The following is a 19,289-nucleotide window of genomic DNA, read 5'->3' as shown; positions in this document are numbered from 1 at the left end:
CGCCCTTACGCGTAGAGAGGGTTAACTTTGTCAGTGTCGATGCCATATTTTTCAATCGCTTCTACCACTAACTTCTTATCAATAGTTCCAGCTTTAGCTAACTCAGCTAACGAAGCTACAACAATGTAATCGGCATTCACTTCGAAGTGACGACGTAGATTTTCACGGCTATCACTGCGACCAAATCCATCGGTACCTAGTACTTTGTAACTACCAGGAATGTAAGCACGTACTTGCTCGGCGTATTGCTTCATGTAATCGGTAGCGGCAATAGTCGGTAAGTCACTTAAAACTTCAGTAATAAACGGTACTTGCTCTTCCGCTTCTGGCTTAAGCATGTTCAAACGCTCAACAGCTTGGCCTTCGCGGGTCAGTTCGTTAAACGAGGTAACACTGAAGACTTCAGACGCTACGTCGTACTCTTCACTCAACACTTTAGCGGCCTTAAGTACTTGCTGCATGATAGTGCCAGAGCCCAATAACTGAACCTGAGCCTTGCTGCCTTTATTACTCTCAAACTTGTAGATACCTTTGCGGATACCGTCAGCTGCGCCTTCTGGCATAGCTGGTTGATGATAGTTTTCATTCATCAAGGTCAAGTAGTAGTAAACATTCTCTTGCTCACCGTACATACGGCGCAAACCATCTTGCAGAATTACAGCTACTTCAAAGGCAAAGCTTGGGTCGTAAGAAATACAGTTAGGAATGGTATTAGCCAAAATTAAACTATGACCATCTTCGTGCTGCAAGCCTTCGCCATTTAGGGTGGTTCTACCGGCTGTAGCGCCCAATAAGAAACCGCGCGCTTGTTGGTCGCCCGCCATCCAACACATATCACCTACACGTTGGAAACCAAACATTGAGTAATAGATGTAGAACGGAATCATTGGTACATCGTTGGTGCTGTATGACGTAGCAGCAGCAACCCATGAGCTCATGGCACCTAATTCGTTAATCCCTTCTTGCAATACTTGACCGCTAGTATCTTCTTTATAGTAAGACACTTGCTCTCTGTCTTGCGGGGTATAAACCTGACCGCCAGGGTTGTAAATACCCACTTGGCGGAACAAGCCTTCCATACCAAAGGTTCGTGCTTCATCGGCAATAATCGGCACGATGTTTTTACCAATGCCTTTGTTCTTAAGCATGACATTTAGTGCTCGAACATAAGCCATGGTGGTAGATATTTCGCGTTTTTGCTCACCTAATAAAGCATCAAACTCACTCAACTCAGGGATGTCTAAATCTTTAGTAAATTTAGGCAAACGAGTTGGCGTGTAACCTTTTAACTCTTTACGGCGAGCGTGTAGGTAATCGTATTCTGCTGTACCTGGTTTAAGCTCAATGTAAGGCAGATTAGGTAAGTCTGCGTCACTTACATCTACACCTAAACGGTCACGGAATTGCTGAACATAGTTCATGTCCATTTTCTTCACGCCGTGAGCAATGTTTTTACCTTGAGCGGCTTCGCCCATACCGTAACCTTTAACCGTTTTGGCTAAGATAACAGTAGGTACGCCGGCTGTTTTACGTGCTTTATCAAAGGCGGCGTAAAGTTTAACCGGATCGTGGCCACCACGACGCAGAGCAAAAATTTCGTCGTCACTCATATCTTTAACTAATTCAGCAGTTTCGCTGTATTTGCCAAAGAAGTGCTCACGCACATAAGCGCCATATTTTGCTTTAAAGGTTTGGTAATCGCCGTCAATGGTTTCGTTCATCAACTGCAACAACTTACCAGAACTGTCTTTCGCTAGCAGGCTGTCCCACTCACTCCCCCAAACCACTTTAATCACATTCCAGCCAGCACCTTTAAATAGGCCTTCTAGCTCTTGAATGATTTTGCCGTTACCCATTACTGGGCCGTCTAAGCGCTGTAAGTTACAGTTAATAAGGAAACATAAGTTATCTAACTTTTCACGAGCGGCAAAAGAAATTGCACCACGTGATTCTGGTTCGTCCATCTCGCCATCACCCAAGAACGCGTACACACGTTGCTGAGTACAGTCTTTTAAGCCTCGACCAGTAAGGTACTTAAGAAAACGTGCTTGATAAATAGCAGAGATAGGACCAAGGCCCATAGACACGGTAGGAAACTGCCAGAACTCAGGCATTAACTTAGGGTGTGGGTAAGAGCTTAAACCGTTACCGCCTACTTCTTGCCGGAAGTTATCTAGTTGCTCAGTCGTTAAACGCCCTTCAACAAAGGCGCGTGCGTAAATACCCGGAGATATGTGCCCTTGGTAATAAACCAAATCACCGCCATCTTGCTCATTGCGCGCACGGAAGAAGTGGTTAAAACACACTTCATAAAATGCAGCAGAAGACTGATAAGACGCCATGTGACCGCCTAGGTCGAGGTCCTTTTTAGATGCGCGCAATACAATCATAATTGCATTCCAGCGAATAATAGAACGAATACGACGCTCTATCGCACTGTCGCCAGGGTATTCAGGCTCATCTGACACTGCGATAGTATTGATGTAATCGCTAGTGATAGACCCGCCAGGGCCAGCTAATCCATCAATCTTAGCGTTAGCAATGACCTGCTCTAACAAGAACTGTGCACGTTCAACGCCTTCCTCACGGATCACAGATTCAATGGCGTCGATCCACTCACTGGTTTCTAGCGAGTCAACATCATGCTTCAGTACCTCTGACATGGCTGTTTCCTTATCAGTTATTAATAGTTTTCCAAAACCTAATTTTTAAGGCTTGGGTTACACTTTCAATTGTTTTAAACGACGATTAGACCGCTCTACACGGCTATCTTCTCGCTCAATCAGCAATAGCGTTTCTTCAATAAACGCCAAATGTTTGTGTGAAGCTTCTCTCGCATCATCTGGCTTACCATCTAAGATGGCCTGCAGCATTAACGACCGATGGTGGCGAATTTTCTCGGCAACATCTGGGCGTGTATACAAGAGTTGAAAATTGTCCATAATGTTTTTTTCCAACAATGGACTTAAGCCTCTAATCAAATGAAACAACACCAAGTTATGTGACGCCTCGGTAATCGCTTCATAAAAATTTAAAACTGCTTTTGCTTCGTCTTGAGTATTTCCGTCTTGCTGCGCCAGCTCTATGCGCTCGTGACAAGCCTGAATTTTATCTAAATCCGCTTCGGTCCCTCTTAGGGCGGCATAATAGGCAGAAATCCCCTCAACAGCGTGACGAAACTCCAACAAGTCTAGTTGGCTTTCATCATGATTGGACAATAAATCAAACAAGGGATCTGTAAGCGCTTCGCGCAACTTTTGCTGTACATAAGTACCGCCACCTTGTCGCCTTACTACCAAGCCTTTCGCTTCTAATTTTTGAATCGCTTCACGCAATGATGGACGTGAAACATCGAACTGAATAGCCAACTCCCGTTCGGCAGGCAAACGCTCACCTGGCGGTAAACTCCCTTCTACAATCATTCGCTCTAATTGCTTAGCAATTACGTCGGCGAGTTTAGGTGGTTTAATTCGTTGGTAGCTCATCGATTCCTATCAATTTGAATATTGGTAATACCAATTTACACGCAGCAAATTAACAAATCAGAAACACCCTGTCCAGAAAAATTGACCCACATCAATTTAGCCAGCACCTAATGCCAGATATGTAAAGTCTATTGTCCTACAAATATAATTGGTCAGACCTTTTTTTGTGCACAAGATCAACCGAATGTAACAAAGGGGAAGGAGTTAACAATGAAATGTGAAAATTAGTCGAGTTTGCTACAACTCGACTGACAGGGCTAAATTAACCAACCAGCGATAGTTAGCATGGCGATAATCGCAATCGCAAACATAATTCCGCGCTTAGCTAAACTAACGAAACGGCAGGTAGTAGCCACGCACAACATCTCGTGTTCAGATTCGTCGCCAGAAAGCTCTGCAGCTACCGCCACCTTGGCCAACCAATAACCGTTGCTATGGGTAGTATCTTTTAAAGCTTGCAACCAAATGGGTAAAGCTGCTGAGGTATTGCCTACCGCCAAATAACATAAACTCGCTAAACGGCTTGGCAGCCAATCTATATAGTGCATGAAATTATTTACCGTAGGCGCAAGAGCTTGCACCTCGGTACTTTTATGTAAATACAAGCCGCGGCTGCAACCATAAAACACTGCACCAGCTGGCCCCGCTAATACATAGAAAAAGATCACCGCAAAATAGTAACGATAGTTAAGCCACATGAGTTGGGTGCCAGTAGAGAGAGCGATAGATTCCTTTTCATCAGTTTGATGCAGCGGGTGAATTTGGCTCAATAGCTGTTGGTTAAACTCATTACAGGCTTGTTCGTTACCACTAGCGGCTGCCCGAAGGTAGTCTCGATAACCTTGCTGCAATGGCGGGCAACCTAAGGTAAGCAGTGGAATAAAAATCCATAAAGCCAAACTGGGTAAGCCAAACAGCCAACCAGTTAAGCTAACTTGCAAGTAAGCAAGCAGCAGCGTAGGCAGAACCACCGCCATAACAATCTGCCATGTTGCAGACAAGCTATCGAAACGTTGCAACCACCAATGAAATACATGCTGCCACCACCAACTGGCGCCAATTCGGCGAGCACGTTCTAAACTCAAGGCTAACAAAAGTGAAATTAAAGACATGTTGCTGAATTTACTCCATAAACGTCAGCTTGATAATAAATATTAAGTTAATTACTTAGCGATATCTAGCGACTTTATAATGCGTCTAGGTATCGGCTCCAATCAAATTCCAAACCGGGATCGGTTTTCCTTCCTGGAGCAATATCACTATGTGCCACAATGCGCTGCTTGGTAATGGCTGGGTAGTTACTTTGCAGTAACTTAGTGACCTCTATTAAGCATTGATACTGATTTGAAGTATAGCGGCTTGTATCGGTGCCTTCTAACTCAATGCCAATGGAGTAATCATTGCAGTTTTCTTGATTCTCGAAAGAAGATACACCAGCATGCCAAGCCCGTTTATCAAAAGGTACGTATTGAGTTACCCGTCCGGCTCTATCAATAAGTAGGTGGGCTGAAACTTCTAGACCTTCTAGATCATGAAAGCTTGGATCAACGGAGCAATCAAGGCAACCACTAAACAAGTCATCAATATACTGATTACCAAATTTCCCCTCGGGCAAACTTATACAATGAATAACCAACAAGCTCACTTCGCCCGTAGGCCGCAAATTATAGAATGCACTGGGTATTTGCCTAGCTGAAACCAGTTGATGTTGTGCGTTGATTCTCAAGCCTAAACCTCCGTATAAGCAATACCAAATGTAGCTACTCATAATAAAGACTAGATTAGCCCATGCAAGCGTGAAGCTTCTGCGTTAAAATACGTCAATATTTATGATGATAATTCACTTATCTACTTCACATCTACTAACCACCAGAGAAACGATGCATGAACGCTGAACAATTGCGTGCCAACGTAAGCGCCGCTTTAGTTGAAGATTTAGGAACACTTGACGCAAACTTAGACATTACCGCTGCCCTTATTCCAGAGCAACAAGTAAGCAAAGCAAAAATCATTAGCCGTGAATCCGCCACCTTTGCGGGCAAAGCATTTGCAGATGAAGTGTTTCGTCAGCTTGGTGATGAAGTAGACATTGAGTGGTTGGTGGCCGATGGCGATAAAGTAGTTGAAGACCAAACGCTTTGTTTTTTAACTGGCCCAGCAAGAATCTTGCTCACTGGTGAGCGCTCTGCACTTAACTTTATTCAAACCCTATCCGGCATTGCTACTCAAGTTGCCGAATACATGGATTTGCTAGAAGGCACTAACTGCAAGCTACTCGATACCCGTAAAACCCTCCCTGGATTACGTTATGCCTCTAAATACGCAGTAACTTGTGGAGCAGGTACCAATCATCGCTTTGGCTTGCACGACGCATTCTTAATTAAAGAAAACCACATCATGGCCTGTGGTGGCATTAAACAAGCTATCGAAAAAGCCCGCCTTTTATCTCCGGGCAAAAAGGTAGAAGTGGAAGTAGAGAACCTTAATGAGCTTGAGCAAGCATTAGATGCCAACTGTGACGTGGTAATGCTAGATAACTTCTCTGTGGCATTAATGAAACAAGCAGTGGAATTAAACCAAGGCCGAGCAAAGTTAGAGGCCTCAGGAAACATGACCCTAACAACGATTCGTCAGTATGCCGAAACCGGCGTGGACTTCATTTCTGTGGGTGCTTTAACTAAACATGTCAAGGCCTTAGACCTAAGTATGCGATTTGTCGCATAATAATTGTTAATGCTAACATCCCTGTGTACACCTAATTGTACACAGGTCGTTTAATAAGTGTCGCTAAGATCACGATATCATTGCCTTTTTTCAATAAAAGCTATACTTTTTTAAGTCGTATGCTTTAATGTGAAACTCATTTATAGCATCGTGGTATCAGGGGCGTAGAAACAACTCAATTGTTTCACCACAACTCTGAACAAAAACAACGGTAAATGAATAACTTCAAAAAACTTGTGTAAAGGAAAGACGCAATGAAAACCATCCAAAACCTTCAAACCAAAGTTGCTAACAAGCAATCAGGTTTTACTCTTATTGAATTAATGATCGTAGTAGCAATTATTGCTATTTTGGCAGCGGTAGCCCTGCCGGCTTACCAAACATACACTTCAAAATCAAGATTTTCAGAAACAGTGTTAGCTGTTGGACCTAGCAAAACCTCGCTTGAAATTTGTGTTCAAACAAATGCCATATCTTCTCCTTCTGCAACTAATGATGAGTGTTTCACGAAAGCTACAAATTTGGCTGCAACTTCAGCCACTGGTGACTTTGTTGAGAAAGTTGAAATTACAGTTGCGTCTAATGAGTATGTGATCACCGCAACATCTGCTGGGTTACCAGATAACAAGACTTATATCCTTTCAGGTGCAGTTTCTGGCGGAGCAGTAACTTGGGACAAAACGGGTTCATGTATCGCTGCAGACCTTTGTTAATATAATTTACAATGTCTAATAACAGCTTAAACGGCCTAGCTTCAAGCTTGGCCGTTTCTTTTCCAGAAAAAGAAACTCAGCTAGTTGAGCTCTATAAGCGCAGTATTCAAGAGCAAACGGCGTTTACGTCGGTACTCATTGAAAACGAATTGATTTCTAGTCGAGACCTTGCAGATTTCTGTGAAGCGCAATTTGGCATTCCGTTGCTAGACTTAGACGCGATTGAGCTTACCGAAATCCCGCAAAACTTCTTAAACGAAAAGCTAATATTCAAACACCACGTATTGCCGGTTTATAGCCAAAACCAAACTCTTTATGTTGCAATGGCTGACCCAAGCAATGTAGCTGCCCTTGAAGATTTTGGTTTTAGTTTTGGACTACATGTTGAAGCGCTTTTGGTTGAGGAAACTAAACTACATAAAGCAATTCAATCCCTTGTAGATGATACCTCTAACTTAGATATCGGCGACATCTCTGATGACGATATCAGTGGCCTAGAGGTAAGCGATGAAAACTCTCGGCTTGATGAAAAGCAAGATAATAAAGAAGATGATGCACCGATTGTTGTTTATATCAACAAGATATTGATGGACTCTATCCGTCGAGGCGCTTCAGATTTACATTTTGAACCTTATGAGCATAAATACCGAATTCGATTTCGTATTGATGGTATTTTACATGAAATTGCTAGCCCCCCGATTAACTTAGCAAACCGCTTCTCAGCGCGCTTAAAAGTAATGGCAAGAATGGATATCGCTGAACGTCGCTTGCCGCAAGACGGTCGAATTAAACTAAAAACCGGCCGTAACAAAGCCATTGATATGCGGGTTAACTCCCTACCGACTATGTGGGGAGAAAAAATTGTAATTCGTATTTTGGACTCATCAGCAGCCAATCTTAATATAGATATTCTCGGTTACGATGAAAAACAAAAGAAACTATATCTAGATGCTCTGGCGCGTCCGCAAGGAATGATACTAGTGACCGGACCTACCGGTTCGGGTAAAACTGTATCCTTATATACTGGTCTAAATATTCTTAATACCACCGAAACCAACATTTCGACTGCCGAAGACCCTGTAGAAATTAACTTGCCAGGGGTAAACCAAGTACTCATTAACAACAAAGCAGGCATGACCTTCGCCAGCGCCTTGCGAGCTTTCTTACGTCAAGATCCCGACATCGTCATGGTAGGTGAAATTCGAGATCTTGAAACCGCTGAAATATCGATTAAAGCCGCCCAAACTGGTCACTTAGTACTGTCTACTCTACATACCAACTCAGCAGCAGAAACCTTAACACGCTTGTTAAATATGGGCGTACCAGCCTTTAACATTGCCTCTTCCGTTAGTTTGATTATTGCTCAACGCCTAGCCCGTAAATTATGTGAACATTGTAAAAAACCCAAAATGGTAGAAGCCATTTTGCTACCCAAAATGGGCTTTACTCAAACGCAGATTGACTCAGGCATTAAGCTATTTGACCCCGTTGGCTGTGAGAAATGCACCGGTGGGTATAAAGGACGAGTGGGAATATACGAAGTGATGCCAATGAGCTCAGCTATTGCCAAATTGATTATGTTAGAAGGTAATTCAATTCAAATAGCAGAACAAGCCGCTGAAGAAGGGATGTATTCGTTACGTATGTCAGCCTTAGAAAAAGCCCGCTTAGGTGTTACAAGCCTCTCCGAAGTCGAGCGAGTCACAAATGTGTAACTCCACCCACTACGTAATGTAATCACCTGATATATTTAGACAACTGGCTTTATACAAATTAAGTAACAAAAATTAGCAAGGATGTTATGGCTACCGCAACCAACACAAAACGAAAAGTCGCCGTCAAAAAAATTAATGCCTATACGTGGAGCGGAGTAAACCGCAAAGGTGGTAAGGTCAGTGGTGAATATCAAGCTGAGACGATCAGTCAAGTAAAAGCGGAGCTACGCCGACAGGGTATCACTGTTACCAAAACCAAAAAGAAAACGGAGAATTTTCTTTCTAAGTTGGGTAACAGAATCAATGCGATGGATATTGCTGTAATGTCTCGGCAAATAGCCACCATGTTGCAAGCTGGCGTGCCATTGGTCCAAAGTTTTAACATAATTTCGAAAAGTGTAGAAAAACCAGCAATGCGTGAGCTCATCTCTGAGATCGCTGCTGAAGTGGAGTCAGGTACGGCACTATCAGATACGCTAAGAAAACACCCTCTTTATTTCGATAGTCTTTATTGCGATTTAATTGAAGCTGGCGAGCAAAGCGGTGCTTTAGAAACCATTTATGACCGTGTTGCAATATACAAAGAAAAAGCCGAAGCACTAAAATCAAAAATTAAAAAAGCGATGTTCTACCCTGTGTCGGTGATTATTGTTGCAATTATTGTAACCACGATTCTTTTACTATTTGTTATTCCGCAATTTGAAGAAATTTTTGCGAGCTTTGATGCTGAACTCCCCGCTTTCACCCAGTTTGTAATTGGTATATCTCGCTTTCTACAAGATTATTGGCCACTTATTTTCGGTGGAATTTTTGTGGCTAGCTACGCATACGTGCAAGCTTTTAGGCGATCCCAAGCGGTTAAAGATGCCACTGACAGATTCATTCTTAAAATTCCAGTAATAAATCCTATCTTGCATAAAGCAGCGATGGCACGTTTTGCAAGAACACTATCGACTACTTTCGCCGCAGGCATTCCCCTTATTGATGCTTTAAAGTCAGCTGCAGGAGCCTCTGGTAATGTGGTCTATAGAAACGCTATCGATGCCATACGTATCGAGGTCACTGGCGGTATGCAAATGAATATTGCTATGCGTACCGTAGAAATTTTTCCGGATATGGTTACACAAATGGTGATGATTGGTGAGGAGTCGGGCTCATTAGATAGCATGCTTGATAAAGTGGCTAATATTTATGAGCAACAGGTGGATGACGCAGTAGATGGCTTAACAAGCCTTATTGAACCACTGATTATGGCTGTGCTAGGTGTGTTAGTTGGTGGTATGGTAGTAGCCATGTATTTACCAATCTTTAAACTAGGCTCAGTTGTAAGCTAAGCATGCAAAATTTTATTCTACTCTACCCAGCCACTGCGCTGGGTTTCTGCTTATTAATAGCTCTGTGTATTGGCTCTTTTTTAAATGTGGTGATTCACCGCTTACCTATAATGTTGCAGCGAGAGTGGACAACAGAATGTCGTTCTTTTTTAGCTGATGAGCTAAAAGATAACTCTGAATCAGAAGCTGACACTTACAACTTAATGGTGCCCCGTTCAGCCTGCCCAAGCTGTAACAGCCTAATCACTGCTTGGCAAAATATCCCGGTCATCAGTTGGTTAATTCTTCGAGGAAAGTGTGCTACTTGTAAAGCTTCAATCAGTGCTCGCTACCCTCTAGTAGAGTTAGCTTCAGGTTTATTAACTCTGGCGTGCTGGTGGCAATTTGGTCTTAGTTTACCGTTTGTTTTTGCGAGTCTGTTTTGCATCATTTTGCTCTGCCTCACCATGATCGATTTAGATACCATGTATTTGCCCGATCAAATCACTCTACCGACCTTATGGTTAGGTTTGCTCATCAACGTGAATACGGGCTTTGTTAGTTTAAATGATGCTGTGCTTGGTGCGGCTATCGGTTATGGCTTTTTGTGGAGTTTATTTTGGGTATTTAAACTACTCACCGGTAAAGAAGGTATGGGATACGGAGACTTTAAGCTATTAGCAATGATAGGCGCTTGGTTTGGCTGGCAAGCCCTGCCGCTCACCATTCTGTTATCTTCATTTGCGGGAGCGGCGATCGGTATTGGGCTAATTGTGTTTCGCAAACACCAACAAAGCAAACCTATTCCATTTGGCCCTTATCTCGCTTTAGGGGCGCTTTGCTATTTATTCTTTGGTGACACTATTCATACTTGGTACTTTTCTTACCTTGGAATTGCCTAATGATTATTGGTTTAACGGGTGGTATTGCCAGCGGTAAGAGCCAAGTTTCCCATTGTTTTGAAGAGCTTGGAATTACGGTTGTAGACGCAGATATTGTTGCTAGAGAAGTGGTGAATATAGGCCAACCCGCTCTTGCCCAAATCGCAAAGTATTTTGGGCAAACTATTTTGCTTGAAAATGGAGAACTTAATCGCGCTAAATTACGCCAAGAAATTTTTGCTAATGAAGAGAAAAAAAACTGGCTTAATCAACTGGTGCACCCACTCATTCGCGAAGCAATGCTCACCCAGCTAAATCAGGCTCAAGGGCCTTACAAAATCTTAGTTGCCCCGCTGCTTTTGGAAAACCAACTTAACAAGCTAGTAGACCGCGTGCTCGTTGTAGATGCATCAACAAATGTGCAAATAGAACGCACCATGGCTCGAGACAGTGTAAGTGCTAAGCAAGCGCAACAAATTATCGATGCCCAAATGAAACGGGAAGCAAAACTCGCCGCTGCCGATGACATCATTGAAAACAATGCCGATCTTCCGACCTTACAGCTAAAAGTTAAAGCATTACACCAGTTTTACCTCGATCTCAGTAAAAGCAATGACAGTTAATCCTCCAATGGTTACACTAGCGTGGATAAGCCACCCAAAGCTGTAAAACTGAGTTCTCATGGCCGCATTGATTTTTGAACACCCTTTAAACGAAAAAGTAAGAAACTACTTACGCTTAGAGCAATTGTTTGAGCAACTAATGCTGTCCAAAGCACTGCAGCACCCACTGCAACAACAGCAGTTTTTTCGAGTGCTGTTTGAAGTGGCTGAAGTATTAGAACGCTGTGAATGGCGCGCAGACTTACTTAAAGATTTAGCTAAACAGGCTGAAAAGCTCGACCAATGGGCATCAATGCCAAATGTTGATACCAGTAAAATTGAAGAGCTCTTGTTACAAGTTAAAACCTTTATCGCCGCCATAGCTAAGCATACTCGTGTATCTGACCACCTTAAAAATGATCGGCTACTTGCGAGTATTCGCCAGCGACTATGTTTGCCAGGCGGAAACAGTAGCTTCGACTTGCCCTATTTGCATCTGTGGTTAAATCAGCCACAGGAGTTAATCAATTCTCAAGTCCAACTCTGGTTAAGACCATTTCAATTAGTGGCTGAAGCCATCAAACACTTATTAAATCTACTCAGAGAACAGCACAGTGATGTCGATGTAATTGCTCATAAAGGCTTTTATCAAGGGGTTGCAGCCGAATGTGGTCTGTTGCGTATTGAAGTAGATACTGAGTTTCAATGTTATCCAACCGTTAGCGGGCATAAACACCGCTTTGCGATCAAATTTATTAGTGCGGTGAATGCTGAAGTAGCCGATATTCCCTGCCGCCTTTATTGTTGTAAGATTGCTTAATGAAAAAACCTAATGCTCCGCAAGTAAAATGCCCTACCTGTGATACCACCGTGATTTGGCAAGCCAGCAGTGAATACAGACCTTTTTGCAGTGAACGCTGTAAGCTGATTGATTTAGGCGAATGGGCCAATGAAGAAAAGTTTATCGCCGGACAGGACCTACAAGAAGATGAGGATAAACCCGATAGCTGGGAATTTTAATCCGCACTAAAGCCAGGTTTAAGAATTTCTTCTAGAATCGCCTCATTGGCTTCTGGAAAATTTAAGTCAACCAGTTCATTTCTGTTTACCCATCTAATTTCTTGTTGTTCAGCGCCTTGTGGCTCACCTGAGAAGCGAATTAGCGTATAAACATGTAAACATACCTTTTTATCGCCATAGTCGTGCTCAACGCGAATAAGAGGCTTACAGCTATCTTTATCTACAACGATTAACAGTTCTTCCTCCAGTTCTCTAGACAACGCATCTACAACAAGCTCTCCATCTTCAATTTTGCCACCTGGAAACTCCCACTTTCCACCTTGATGTTGCGCTTGGTTACGTAAACTAAGCAAGATTCGCTCACCATCAACAATCACGCCCACTGCTACATTTACAATTTTCATTATCGTTCCTTACTCATAAAAAAAGAGAGCCTGAGCTCTCTTTTCAATAGACTTTGTAACCTTAAGAAAGCTTTCCGTGACATTGTTTGTATTTCTTACCGGAGCCACATGGGCAAGGGTCATTCCGACCCACTTTTTGTCCGTCACGAACCACAGTATGGCCGGGTTCAGCTGATTCCTCAGCTTGGCCTTGCGATTGTTGCTGGCGTAATTTCATTGCTCGCTCTTCAGCTTCACGACGCTTCGCTTCCATCGCTTCAACTTCTTCAGGAGCTTGAACTTGAACACGACTCAAGATACTTACCACATCCAATTTCAGCGCTTCAAGCATTTGCATGAATAACTCGTAAGACTCACGCTTATACTCTTGCTTAGGATTCTTCTGAGCATAACCACGTAAGTGAATACCTTGGCGAAGATGATCCATTGCAGCTAAATGCTCTTTCCATAACTGGTCAAGCGTTTGCAACATTACAGATTTTTCAAATTGCTTAATAGGATCAACACCAACAGTGTCAATTTTAACCTGGTAATCAGCTATAGCGGCTTCTAAGATTTTTTCACGGAGTTTTTCTTCGTGCAATTTATCGTCTTCATCAAGCCATTTTTGAATCGATAAATCTAAACCAAAGTCACTTTTTAAGCGCTGCTCAAGTTCGCTAACTTGCCACATTTCTTCAAGCGATTGCTGGGGGATATATTCATCAATGACACTTGAATACACATCCTCTCGAATGGCTTCAATGGTTTCGGTGATGCTATCACTGTCCATCAAGTCATTACGCTGTTCGTAAACGACCTTACGCTGGTCATTGGCCACGTCATCAAACTCAAGTAGAGATTTACGTACATCAAAGTTACGCCCTTCTACTTTACGCTGAGCATTCTCAATAGCGCGAGTCACCCATGGGTGCTCAATCGCTTCACCTTGCTCCATGCCTAGTTTTTTCATCATACCGGTTACCCGATCTGAGGCAAAAATACGCATTAAGCTGTCTTCCATTGATAGGTAGAAACGTGTAGAACCTGGGTCACCTTGTCGACCAGAACGACCGCGTAGCTGATTATCAATACGGCGAGATTCATGGCGCTCAGTGCCAATAATATGTAATCCGCCGGCAGCTAGTACTGCATCATGGCGTAATTGCCATTGTTGTTTCACTTCAGCGACTTTCTGTTCAGTCGCGTCTTCACCTAAGGCGCTGATCTCAACCTGTAAGTTACCACCCAACACGATATCGGTACCACGTCCGGCCATGTTGGTAGCAATAGTCACAGCACCTGCAGTACCGGCTTCAGCAACAATGTCAGCTTCTTTCTCATGGAATTTAGCGTTTAGTACATTGTGCTTAACTTTTTCTTTCTTAAGAATACTAGAAAGTAGCTCTGAGTTTTCAATAGAAACCGTACCCACAAGAACGGGACGCTCAGCTTTTACACATTCGCGAATATCGTCAATAATTGCTTGGTATTTTTCCTCCGCAGTCAGATAAACCAAATCCCCTTGGTCATCACGAACCATCGGTTTGTTGGTGGGCACTACAACAGTGTCTAAGCCATAAATTGATTGAAATTCAAATGCTTCGGTATCAGCAGTACCCGTCATACCAGACAACTTCTCGTATAAACGGAAGTAGTTTTGGAAGGTAATTGACGCCAGCGTTTGGTTTTCGTTTTGAATAGCTACGCCTTCTTTAGCTTCTACAGCTTGGTGTAAACCTTCAGACCAGCGGCGACCAGGCATTGTACGGCCAGTGTGCTCATCTACAATCACGATTTCGTTAGTATCGCTAACGATGTAGTCAACGTTACGCTCAAACAAAGTGTGAGCACGCAAACCAGCATTAACATGGTGAAGCATACTAATATTAGCGGCGTTATATAAAGAATCGCCTTGCTCCAACATACCACGTTCTTGCAGTGTTTCTTCTACAAATATCTGACCATTTTCGGTTAGGTGAACCTGCTTGTTTTTCTCATCAAGCGTATAGTGACCGTCGCCAATAAGCTCTTCGGTATCTTCCTCTGCCTGGCGAACCAATAATGGGATGATGTCATTAATCTTTTTATAGGATTCTGAGCTATCTTCAGCTGGACCAGAAATAATTAATGGTGTACGTGCTTCATCGATTAAGATTGAATCCACTTCATCGATGACTGCGTAATTGAGTGGACGTTGAACGCGCTGCTCTGGCGCAAAAGCCATGTTGTCACGCAGGTAGTCAAAACCAAATTCGTTGTTAGTTCCATAGGTAATATCAGCAGCGTACGCTGCTTTTTTCGCTTCATGGTCCATACCAGAAACGTTAACGGCAACACTTAGGCCTAAGTATTCAAACAACGGGCGATTCCAATCAGCATCACGCTGAGCAAGATAATCGTTCACCGTAATAACATGCACACCTTTGCCGGTTACGCCGTTTAAATAAGCGGGTAAGGTTGCGGTTAAGGTTTTACCTTCACCGGTGCGCATTTCAGCAATCTTGTTGTCGTTAAGTACCATGCCACCAATTAATTGCACATCAAAATGGCGCATTTCAAATACGCGCTTAGATGCTTCACGCACAACTGCGAAAGCTTCTGGCAAAATGGCCTCTAGAGCCTCGCCCTTTTCTAAGCGCTCTCTAAATTCGCCCGCCTTAGCTTGTATTTCTTCAGCAGACAGTTTCTCGTACTCGGGCTCTAAAGCGCTAATAGTGATAGCGACTTTACGCATCTTTTTGATGGTACGATCATTTCGGGTACCAACGATTTTTGTTACTAATTTACTAATCATGAAACACTACTTTTGCTAAGACGAAATCCAATTTTCTAGGCACTGGCTTTGCGGTAAATAAACTTACTGGGATTTAGCGGACGACCGTTTTTCAGCACTTCAAAGTGCACGTGAGACCCAGTTGAACGGCCGGTACTGCCCATCAACGCAATCTCATCCCCTTTACTTACAACATCACCCTCTTTTACTAATACAGCTTTAGCATGCGCGTAACGTGTTACCATTCCGTTACCATGCTCAATTTCAACTAGGTTACCATAACCAAAGCGGCTTCCCGCCCAAACAACGACTCCAGCACCTACCGAGCGTATTTTGGTTCCTTCTTTACCCGCGATATCTACACCTTTATGGCGAGCCTTACGCTTAGTAAAAGGATCTACTCGAGTACCAAATGGCGAAGAAATCCAAATACCCGGTCCCTTTGCAGGCCAACCAGATATATAACTACTATTAACTAGATGGTGACTTTGTTGCCAAGATTCAAGCAGATTCAGTGATTTTTTCTTTGCGCCCACTTGAGCTTCTAGCTGGCCGAGGTCAAAAATGAGAGTATCACTGCGATGGACTGTACTATCTACATCTAACATTGGGCCGCCCATAGGCGGCGTATTGGTGAAATCAAACTCTGCAGCGAACTCTGTGTCTTCAATGAGCCGAGCACCCAAGGCATTTAGCCGCGTCATTTCCACCTGCATTTGGCCAACTTTTGCTGCCAACTGGCTATAACGATGCCGCAACTGTTGCTCGTATTGCTCGAGCTTCGGTTCTGCCTGCAAGCGGTCTAGTTGCCCCAGTAATATTGTTTGCTGTTTGGCGAGGTTTTGATATTGCTGTACGCCCCATAAGCTAATACTACAGAGCAAAGCGACTAACAAGAATGCGAACCACGCTAATCGCAAGGGATTAAAACGAACGGTTCTGGTCTCACCTTTATGGGCGTATACTAAACTTAATTTCATATATAAATGTTAACTTTAATGTCCAAACGTCAGCATCAGCCGATTTCGATAGAACGTATATTTCACCAGAAACAGTTCACGCAAATCGAGCAGCCTTTACAACAACGTGTGCAGCTACAGCAACTTGGCAGCGAAATTTTGGCGCGCTACAAACTACAGCAATGCCGTATCGTTAATATGCGTCAAGGAGTCGCTATTATCGAAGCACCCAGTTCAGCCTGGCTAACGCGCTTAAAACAGTTTCGTTTTGATTTACTCAGCGAGCTGCGCAAAGCCATACCAGGGGTTGTCAGTTTGGAACTAAAAATAAATCCCGAATTGAAAAGTATTAAACCAGAAGCTGAGGTAAAAAGCACTGGAAAACGCCAGCTAAGCGCCCAAGCAGCCAAACATATCACAGAATTGGCAAAACACGTACCCGATGAACTGAGGGAAAAGCTGGAAAAATTAGCGGCGCTGAGCGGAGAGAGTTAGCCAGCGCCGACCAAATTGGATTTTAGAAGCTGTATACCGGTTGTTGATATGCAGCTGGAGCTTCGGCCTTGTCTTCGAAAGTGACAATTTCCCAAGCATGTTGTTGCTCTAGCATTGCGCGAACTAAATTGTTGTTTAGCGCGTGACCTGATTTATGAGCGCGTAAATGACCAAGGATCGGTAGTCCCGCCATATACAAATCGCCCACTGCATCAAGAAGCTTGTGCTTAACAAATTCGTCATCATAACGAAGGCCATCTTCGTTAAGAATTCGATATTCATCTAACACTACCGCATTCTCTAAACTTCCACCTAGGGCTAAGTTTTTAGACTGCAAGTACTCAATGTCACGCATAAAACCAAAGGTTCTCGCACGGCTAATATCTTTAACAAAACTATCTGCAGAGAAGTTCATTGAAATCGCTTGATTGCGCCCTTCCATTGCTGGGTGGTCAAAATCAATTGAGAAGTCAATTTTAAAACCTTCATTACTTGGTAGTAATTCGGCCCACTTATCTTCATGCTCTACACGAATAGCTTGTTTAATCCGAATAAACTTTTTAGCTGAAGCTTGCTCTTCAATACCCGCCGATTGCAATAAGAATACAAACGGGCTTGAGCTGCCATCCATCACTGGAAGTTCAGGAGCATCAACATCAATAATTACGTTATCCAAACCTAACGCTGCAATTGCGGCCATTAAGTGCTCTACCGTAGATATACGGTTGCCTGCATCGTCAATAAGACAAGTACATAACATGGTATCGCGCACTAACTCTGCTTTTGCAGGGATCGTTACAACTGGATCGAGATCGGTACGGTTAAACAGAATACCGGTATTCGCAGGTGCTGGACGTAAGACCATGGTGACCTTGTGCCCGGAATGCAAACCGATGCCTGTCGCTTGTACTGACTTTTCAAGAGTCCGTTGTTTAAGCATAAAAATTCCTCTGCTTTACGACCAATAAACTAGATGGTCGGACATCTTAACACAAGTTTGATACACATCACAAACTTTTGTCTAAAACTTCAGCAATCGCCAACAGATTAATCTGCTTGGCGACGCAAAAATGCTGGGATGTCTAAATAATCACCATCACCACCGGCACTGCGTGGTTCTGCATTTACCACTGCTGCTGGTTCTTCAACCATAGGAGCGGTATCAACAGGCATAGTGCGAGCTACAGGCTCAGCATTTACTGCTTGCTGCGGCTTAACAATCGAGATATCAGGGCGACGTTCTGCGCCGATACCGGTTGCCACTACTGTAACACGCAACTCATCACTCATTTCAGGGTCAATAACTGCACCTACTACTACTGTAGCGTTCTCTGAAGCAAAACCTTTAACGGCATTACCCACGGTTTCGAATTCTTCAATGCTCATATCAAAGCCAGCGGTAATATTTACCAATATACCGCGCGCGCCCGCTAAATCGACGTCTTCAAGCAATGGACTTGAAATAGCCAATTCGGCAGCTTCCTCTGCACGATCTTCACCAGCAGCAATACCAGTACCCATCATAGCAGTGCCCATTTCGCGCATCACCGTGCGAACATCGGCGAAATCCACGTTAATTAAACCAGGGCGCGTGATTAGCTCAGCAATACCTTGTACTGCACCAAGCAACACGTTGTTCGCGGCTTTAAAAGCATCTAACAAAGAAACACCACGACCAAGAACTTTTAGCAACTTATCGTTAGGAATGGTGATTAACGAATCCACGTTCTTGCTGAGTTGTTCAATACCTTGCTGGGCATAACTCGTACGCTTCTTGCCTTCAAAGCCAAAAGGTTTAGTTACAACCGCTACCGTAAGAATACCGAGTTCTTTGGCAACTTCAGCGACAACAGGTGCCGCACCAGTACCTGTACCACCGCCCATACCAGCAGCAATAAATACCATATCGGCACCTTGTAACTGACTCATTAACGCATCACGATCTTCCATCGCAGCTTCACGACCCACCTCTGGGTTGGCGCCAGCTCCTAATCCCTTGGTGATGGCCCCACCAATTTGTAGAGTATTGTCAGCACCAGAGTTACGCAGTGCTTGCGCGTCTGTATTGATGGTGATGAACTCCACCCCTTCAATAGACTGTGCAACCATATGCTCAACAGCGTTACCGCCACCGCCACCTACGCCTACAACTTTAATTACCGCTTCATCGGTATGGCTATCCATAATCTCAAACATAGTTCTCTCTCCGCTTGGTTTCTGCCA

Annotated in this window: 18 protein-coding genes; 9 read left to right on the top strand and 9 right to left on the bottom strand. The window is 43.5% G+C overall.

Annotated elements, in window-relative coordinates:
- Positions 1-5: 5 nt before the first annotated feature.
- From aceE to ampD, 4 genes are all read right to left on the bottom strand, one after another.
- Entirely contained in the window at positions 6-2,663 is a 2,658-nt protein-coding gene (gene aceE / locus FFR00_RS12300; protein ID WP_137673702.1) for a pyruvate dehydrogenase (acetyl-transferring), homodimeric type, read from the bottom strand.
- A gap of 57 nt (positions 2,664-2,720) precedes the next feature.
- Positions 2,721-3,485 (bottom strand): pyruvate dehydrogenase complex transcriptional repressor PdhR, encoded by a 765-nt coding sequence (gene pdhR / locus FFR00_RS12295; protein ID WP_137673701.1) that lies wholly within the window; start codon positions 3,483-3,485, stop codon positions 2,721-2,723.
- 257 nt (positions 3,486-3,742) lie between these two features.
- Positions 3,743-4,597, bottom strand: coding sequence for a beta-lactamase regulator AmpE (gene ampE / locus FFR00_RS12290; protein ID WP_137673700.1), 855 nt, complete (start codon positions 4,595-4,597; stop codon positions 3,743-3,745).
- A gap of 74 nt (positions 4,598-4,671) precedes the next feature.
- Complete coding sequence (gene ampD / locus FFR00_RS12285; RefSeq protein WP_137673699.1) at positions 4,672-5,253, bottom strand: 1,6-anhydro-N-acetylmuramyl-L-alanine amidase AmpD; 582 nt, start codon at positions 5,251-5,253, stop codon at positions 4,672-4,674.
- 116 nt (positions 5,254-5,369) lie between these two features.
- Between ampD and nadC the strand changes: the two genes are divergently transcribed.
- The 8 genes from nadC to yacG all read left to right on the top strand — a co-directional run bounded on the left by nadC (position 5,370) and on the right by yacG (position 12,453).
- Complete coding sequence (gene nadC / locus FFR00_RS12280) at positions 5,370-6,209, top strand: carboxylating nicotinate-nucleotide diphosphorylase (protein WP_137673698.1); 840 nt, start codon at positions 5,370-5,372, stop codon at positions 6,207-6,209.
- 254 nt (positions 6,210-6,463) lie between these two features.
- The gene (locus tag FFR00_RS12275) at positions 6,464-6,922 is read left to right on the top strand and encodes a prepilin-type N-terminal cleavage/methylation domain-containing protein (RefSeq protein WP_137673697.1); all 459 of its coding nucleotides are present in this window, start codon (positions 6,464-6,466) and stop codon (positions 6,920-6,922) included.
- An 11-nt stretch (positions 6,923-6,933) separates the two neighbouring features.
- Complete coding sequence (pilB, locus tag FFR00_RS12270; protein ID WP_137673696.1) at positions 6,934-8,637, top strand: type IV-A pilus assembly ATPase PilB; 1,704 nt, start codon at positions 6,934-6,936, stop codon at positions 8,635-8,637.
- A gap of 86 nt (positions 8,638-8,723) precedes the next feature.
- A complete protein-coding gene (locus FFR00_RS12265) occupies positions 8,724-9,971 on the top strand; it encodes a type II secretion system F family protein (protein WP_137673695.1) in 1,248 nt (415 codons plus the stop codon).
- A 2-nt stretch (positions 9,972-9,973) separates the two neighbouring features.
- Positions 9,974-10,852, top strand: a complete 879-nt coding sequence (locus tag FFR00_RS12260; RefSeq protein ID WP_137673694.1) for an A24 family peptidase — start codon at positions 9,974-9,976, stop codon at positions 10,850-10,852.
- Positions 10,852-11,454: a dephospho-CoA kinase gene (gene coaE, locus FFR00_RS12255; protein ID WP_137673693.1), complete on the top strand. Its 603-nt coding sequence runs from the start codon at positions 10,852-10,854 to the stop codon at positions 11,452-11,454. Before FFR00_RS12260 ends, coaE begins: the two co-directional genes overlap by 1 nt.
- A 58-nt stretch (positions 11,455-11,512) precedes the next feature.
- A complete protein-coding gene (gene zapD / locus FFR00_RS12250; RefSeq protein WP_137673692.1) occupies positions 11,513-12,253 on the top strand; it encodes a cell division protein ZapD in 741 nt (246 codons plus the stop codon).
- Positions 12,253-12,453: a DNA gyrase inhibitor YacG gene (yacG, locus tag FFR00_RS12245; protein WP_137673691.1), complete on the top strand. Its 201-nt coding sequence runs from the start codon at positions 12,253-12,255 to the stop codon at positions 12,451-12,453. The genes zapD and yacG overlap by 1 nt, the downstream gene beginning before the upstream one ends.
- Here the strand turns inward: yacG and mutT are convergent.
- The 3 genes from mutT to FFR00_RS12230 all read right to left on the bottom strand — a co-directional run bounded on the left by mutT (position 12,450) and on the right by FFR00_RS12230 (position 16,592).
- A complete protein-coding gene (mutT, locus tag FFR00_RS12240) occupies positions 12,450-12,857 on the bottom strand; it encodes an 8-oxo-dGTP diphosphatase MutT (protein WP_137673690.1) in 408 nt (135 codons plus the stop codon). The two genes, yacG and mutT, sit on opposite strands and share 4 nt — an antisense overlap.
- Positions 12,858-12,918: 61 nt before the next feature.
- Positions 12,919-15,633, bottom strand: coding sequence for a preprotein translocase subunit SecA (secA, locus tag FFR00_RS12235; protein WP_137673689.1), 2,715 nt, complete (start codon positions 15,631-15,633; stop codon positions 12,919-12,921).
- A 35-nt stretch (positions 15,634-15,668) separates the two neighbouring features.
- The gene (locus tag FFR00_RS12230; protein ID WP_137673688.1) at positions 15,669-16,592 is read right to left on the bottom strand and encodes a M23 family metallopeptidase; all 924 of its coding nucleotides are present in this window, start codon (positions 16,590-16,592) and stop codon (positions 15,669-15,671) included.
- 18 nt (positions 16,593-16,610) lie between these two features.
- On the opposite strand from FFR00_RS12230, the gene FFR00_RS12225 reads away from it, so the two are divergent.
- Positions 16,611-17,066, top strand: a complete 456-nt coding sequence (locus FFR00_RS12225) for a DUF721 domain-containing protein (protein ID WP_137673687.1) — start codon at positions 16,611-16,613, stop codon at positions 17,064-17,066.
- A 22-nt stretch (positions 17,067-17,088) separates the two neighbouring features.
- On the opposite strand, the gene lpxC is transcribed toward FFR00_RS12225, so the two are convergent.
- Positions 17,089-18,006: a UDP-3-O-acyl-N-acetylglucosamine deacetylase gene (lpxC, locus tag FFR00_RS12220; protein WP_137673686.1), complete on the bottom strand. Its 918-nt coding sequence runs from the start codon at positions 18,004-18,006 to the stop codon at positions 17,089-17,091.
- Between the two features lie 107 nt (positions 18,007-18,113).
- Positions 18,114-19,262, bottom strand: coding sequence for a cell division protein FtsZ (ftsZ, locus tag FFR00_RS12215; RefSeq protein WP_137673685.1), 1,149 nt, complete (start codon positions 19,260-19,262; stop codon positions 18,114-18,116).
- Between the last annotated feature and the right edge of the window lie 27 nt (positions 19,263-19,289).

Source organism: Agarivorans sp. Toyoura001 (assembly GCF_005405585.1).
In the GTDB taxonomy this organism is placed as follows: Bacteria; Pseudomonadota; Gammaproteobacteria; order Enterobacterales; family Celerinatantimonadaceae; genus Agarivorans.
Note: the sequence above shows the minus strand (reverse complement) of the source record. Positions and strands in the feature narration are given on the sequence as shown.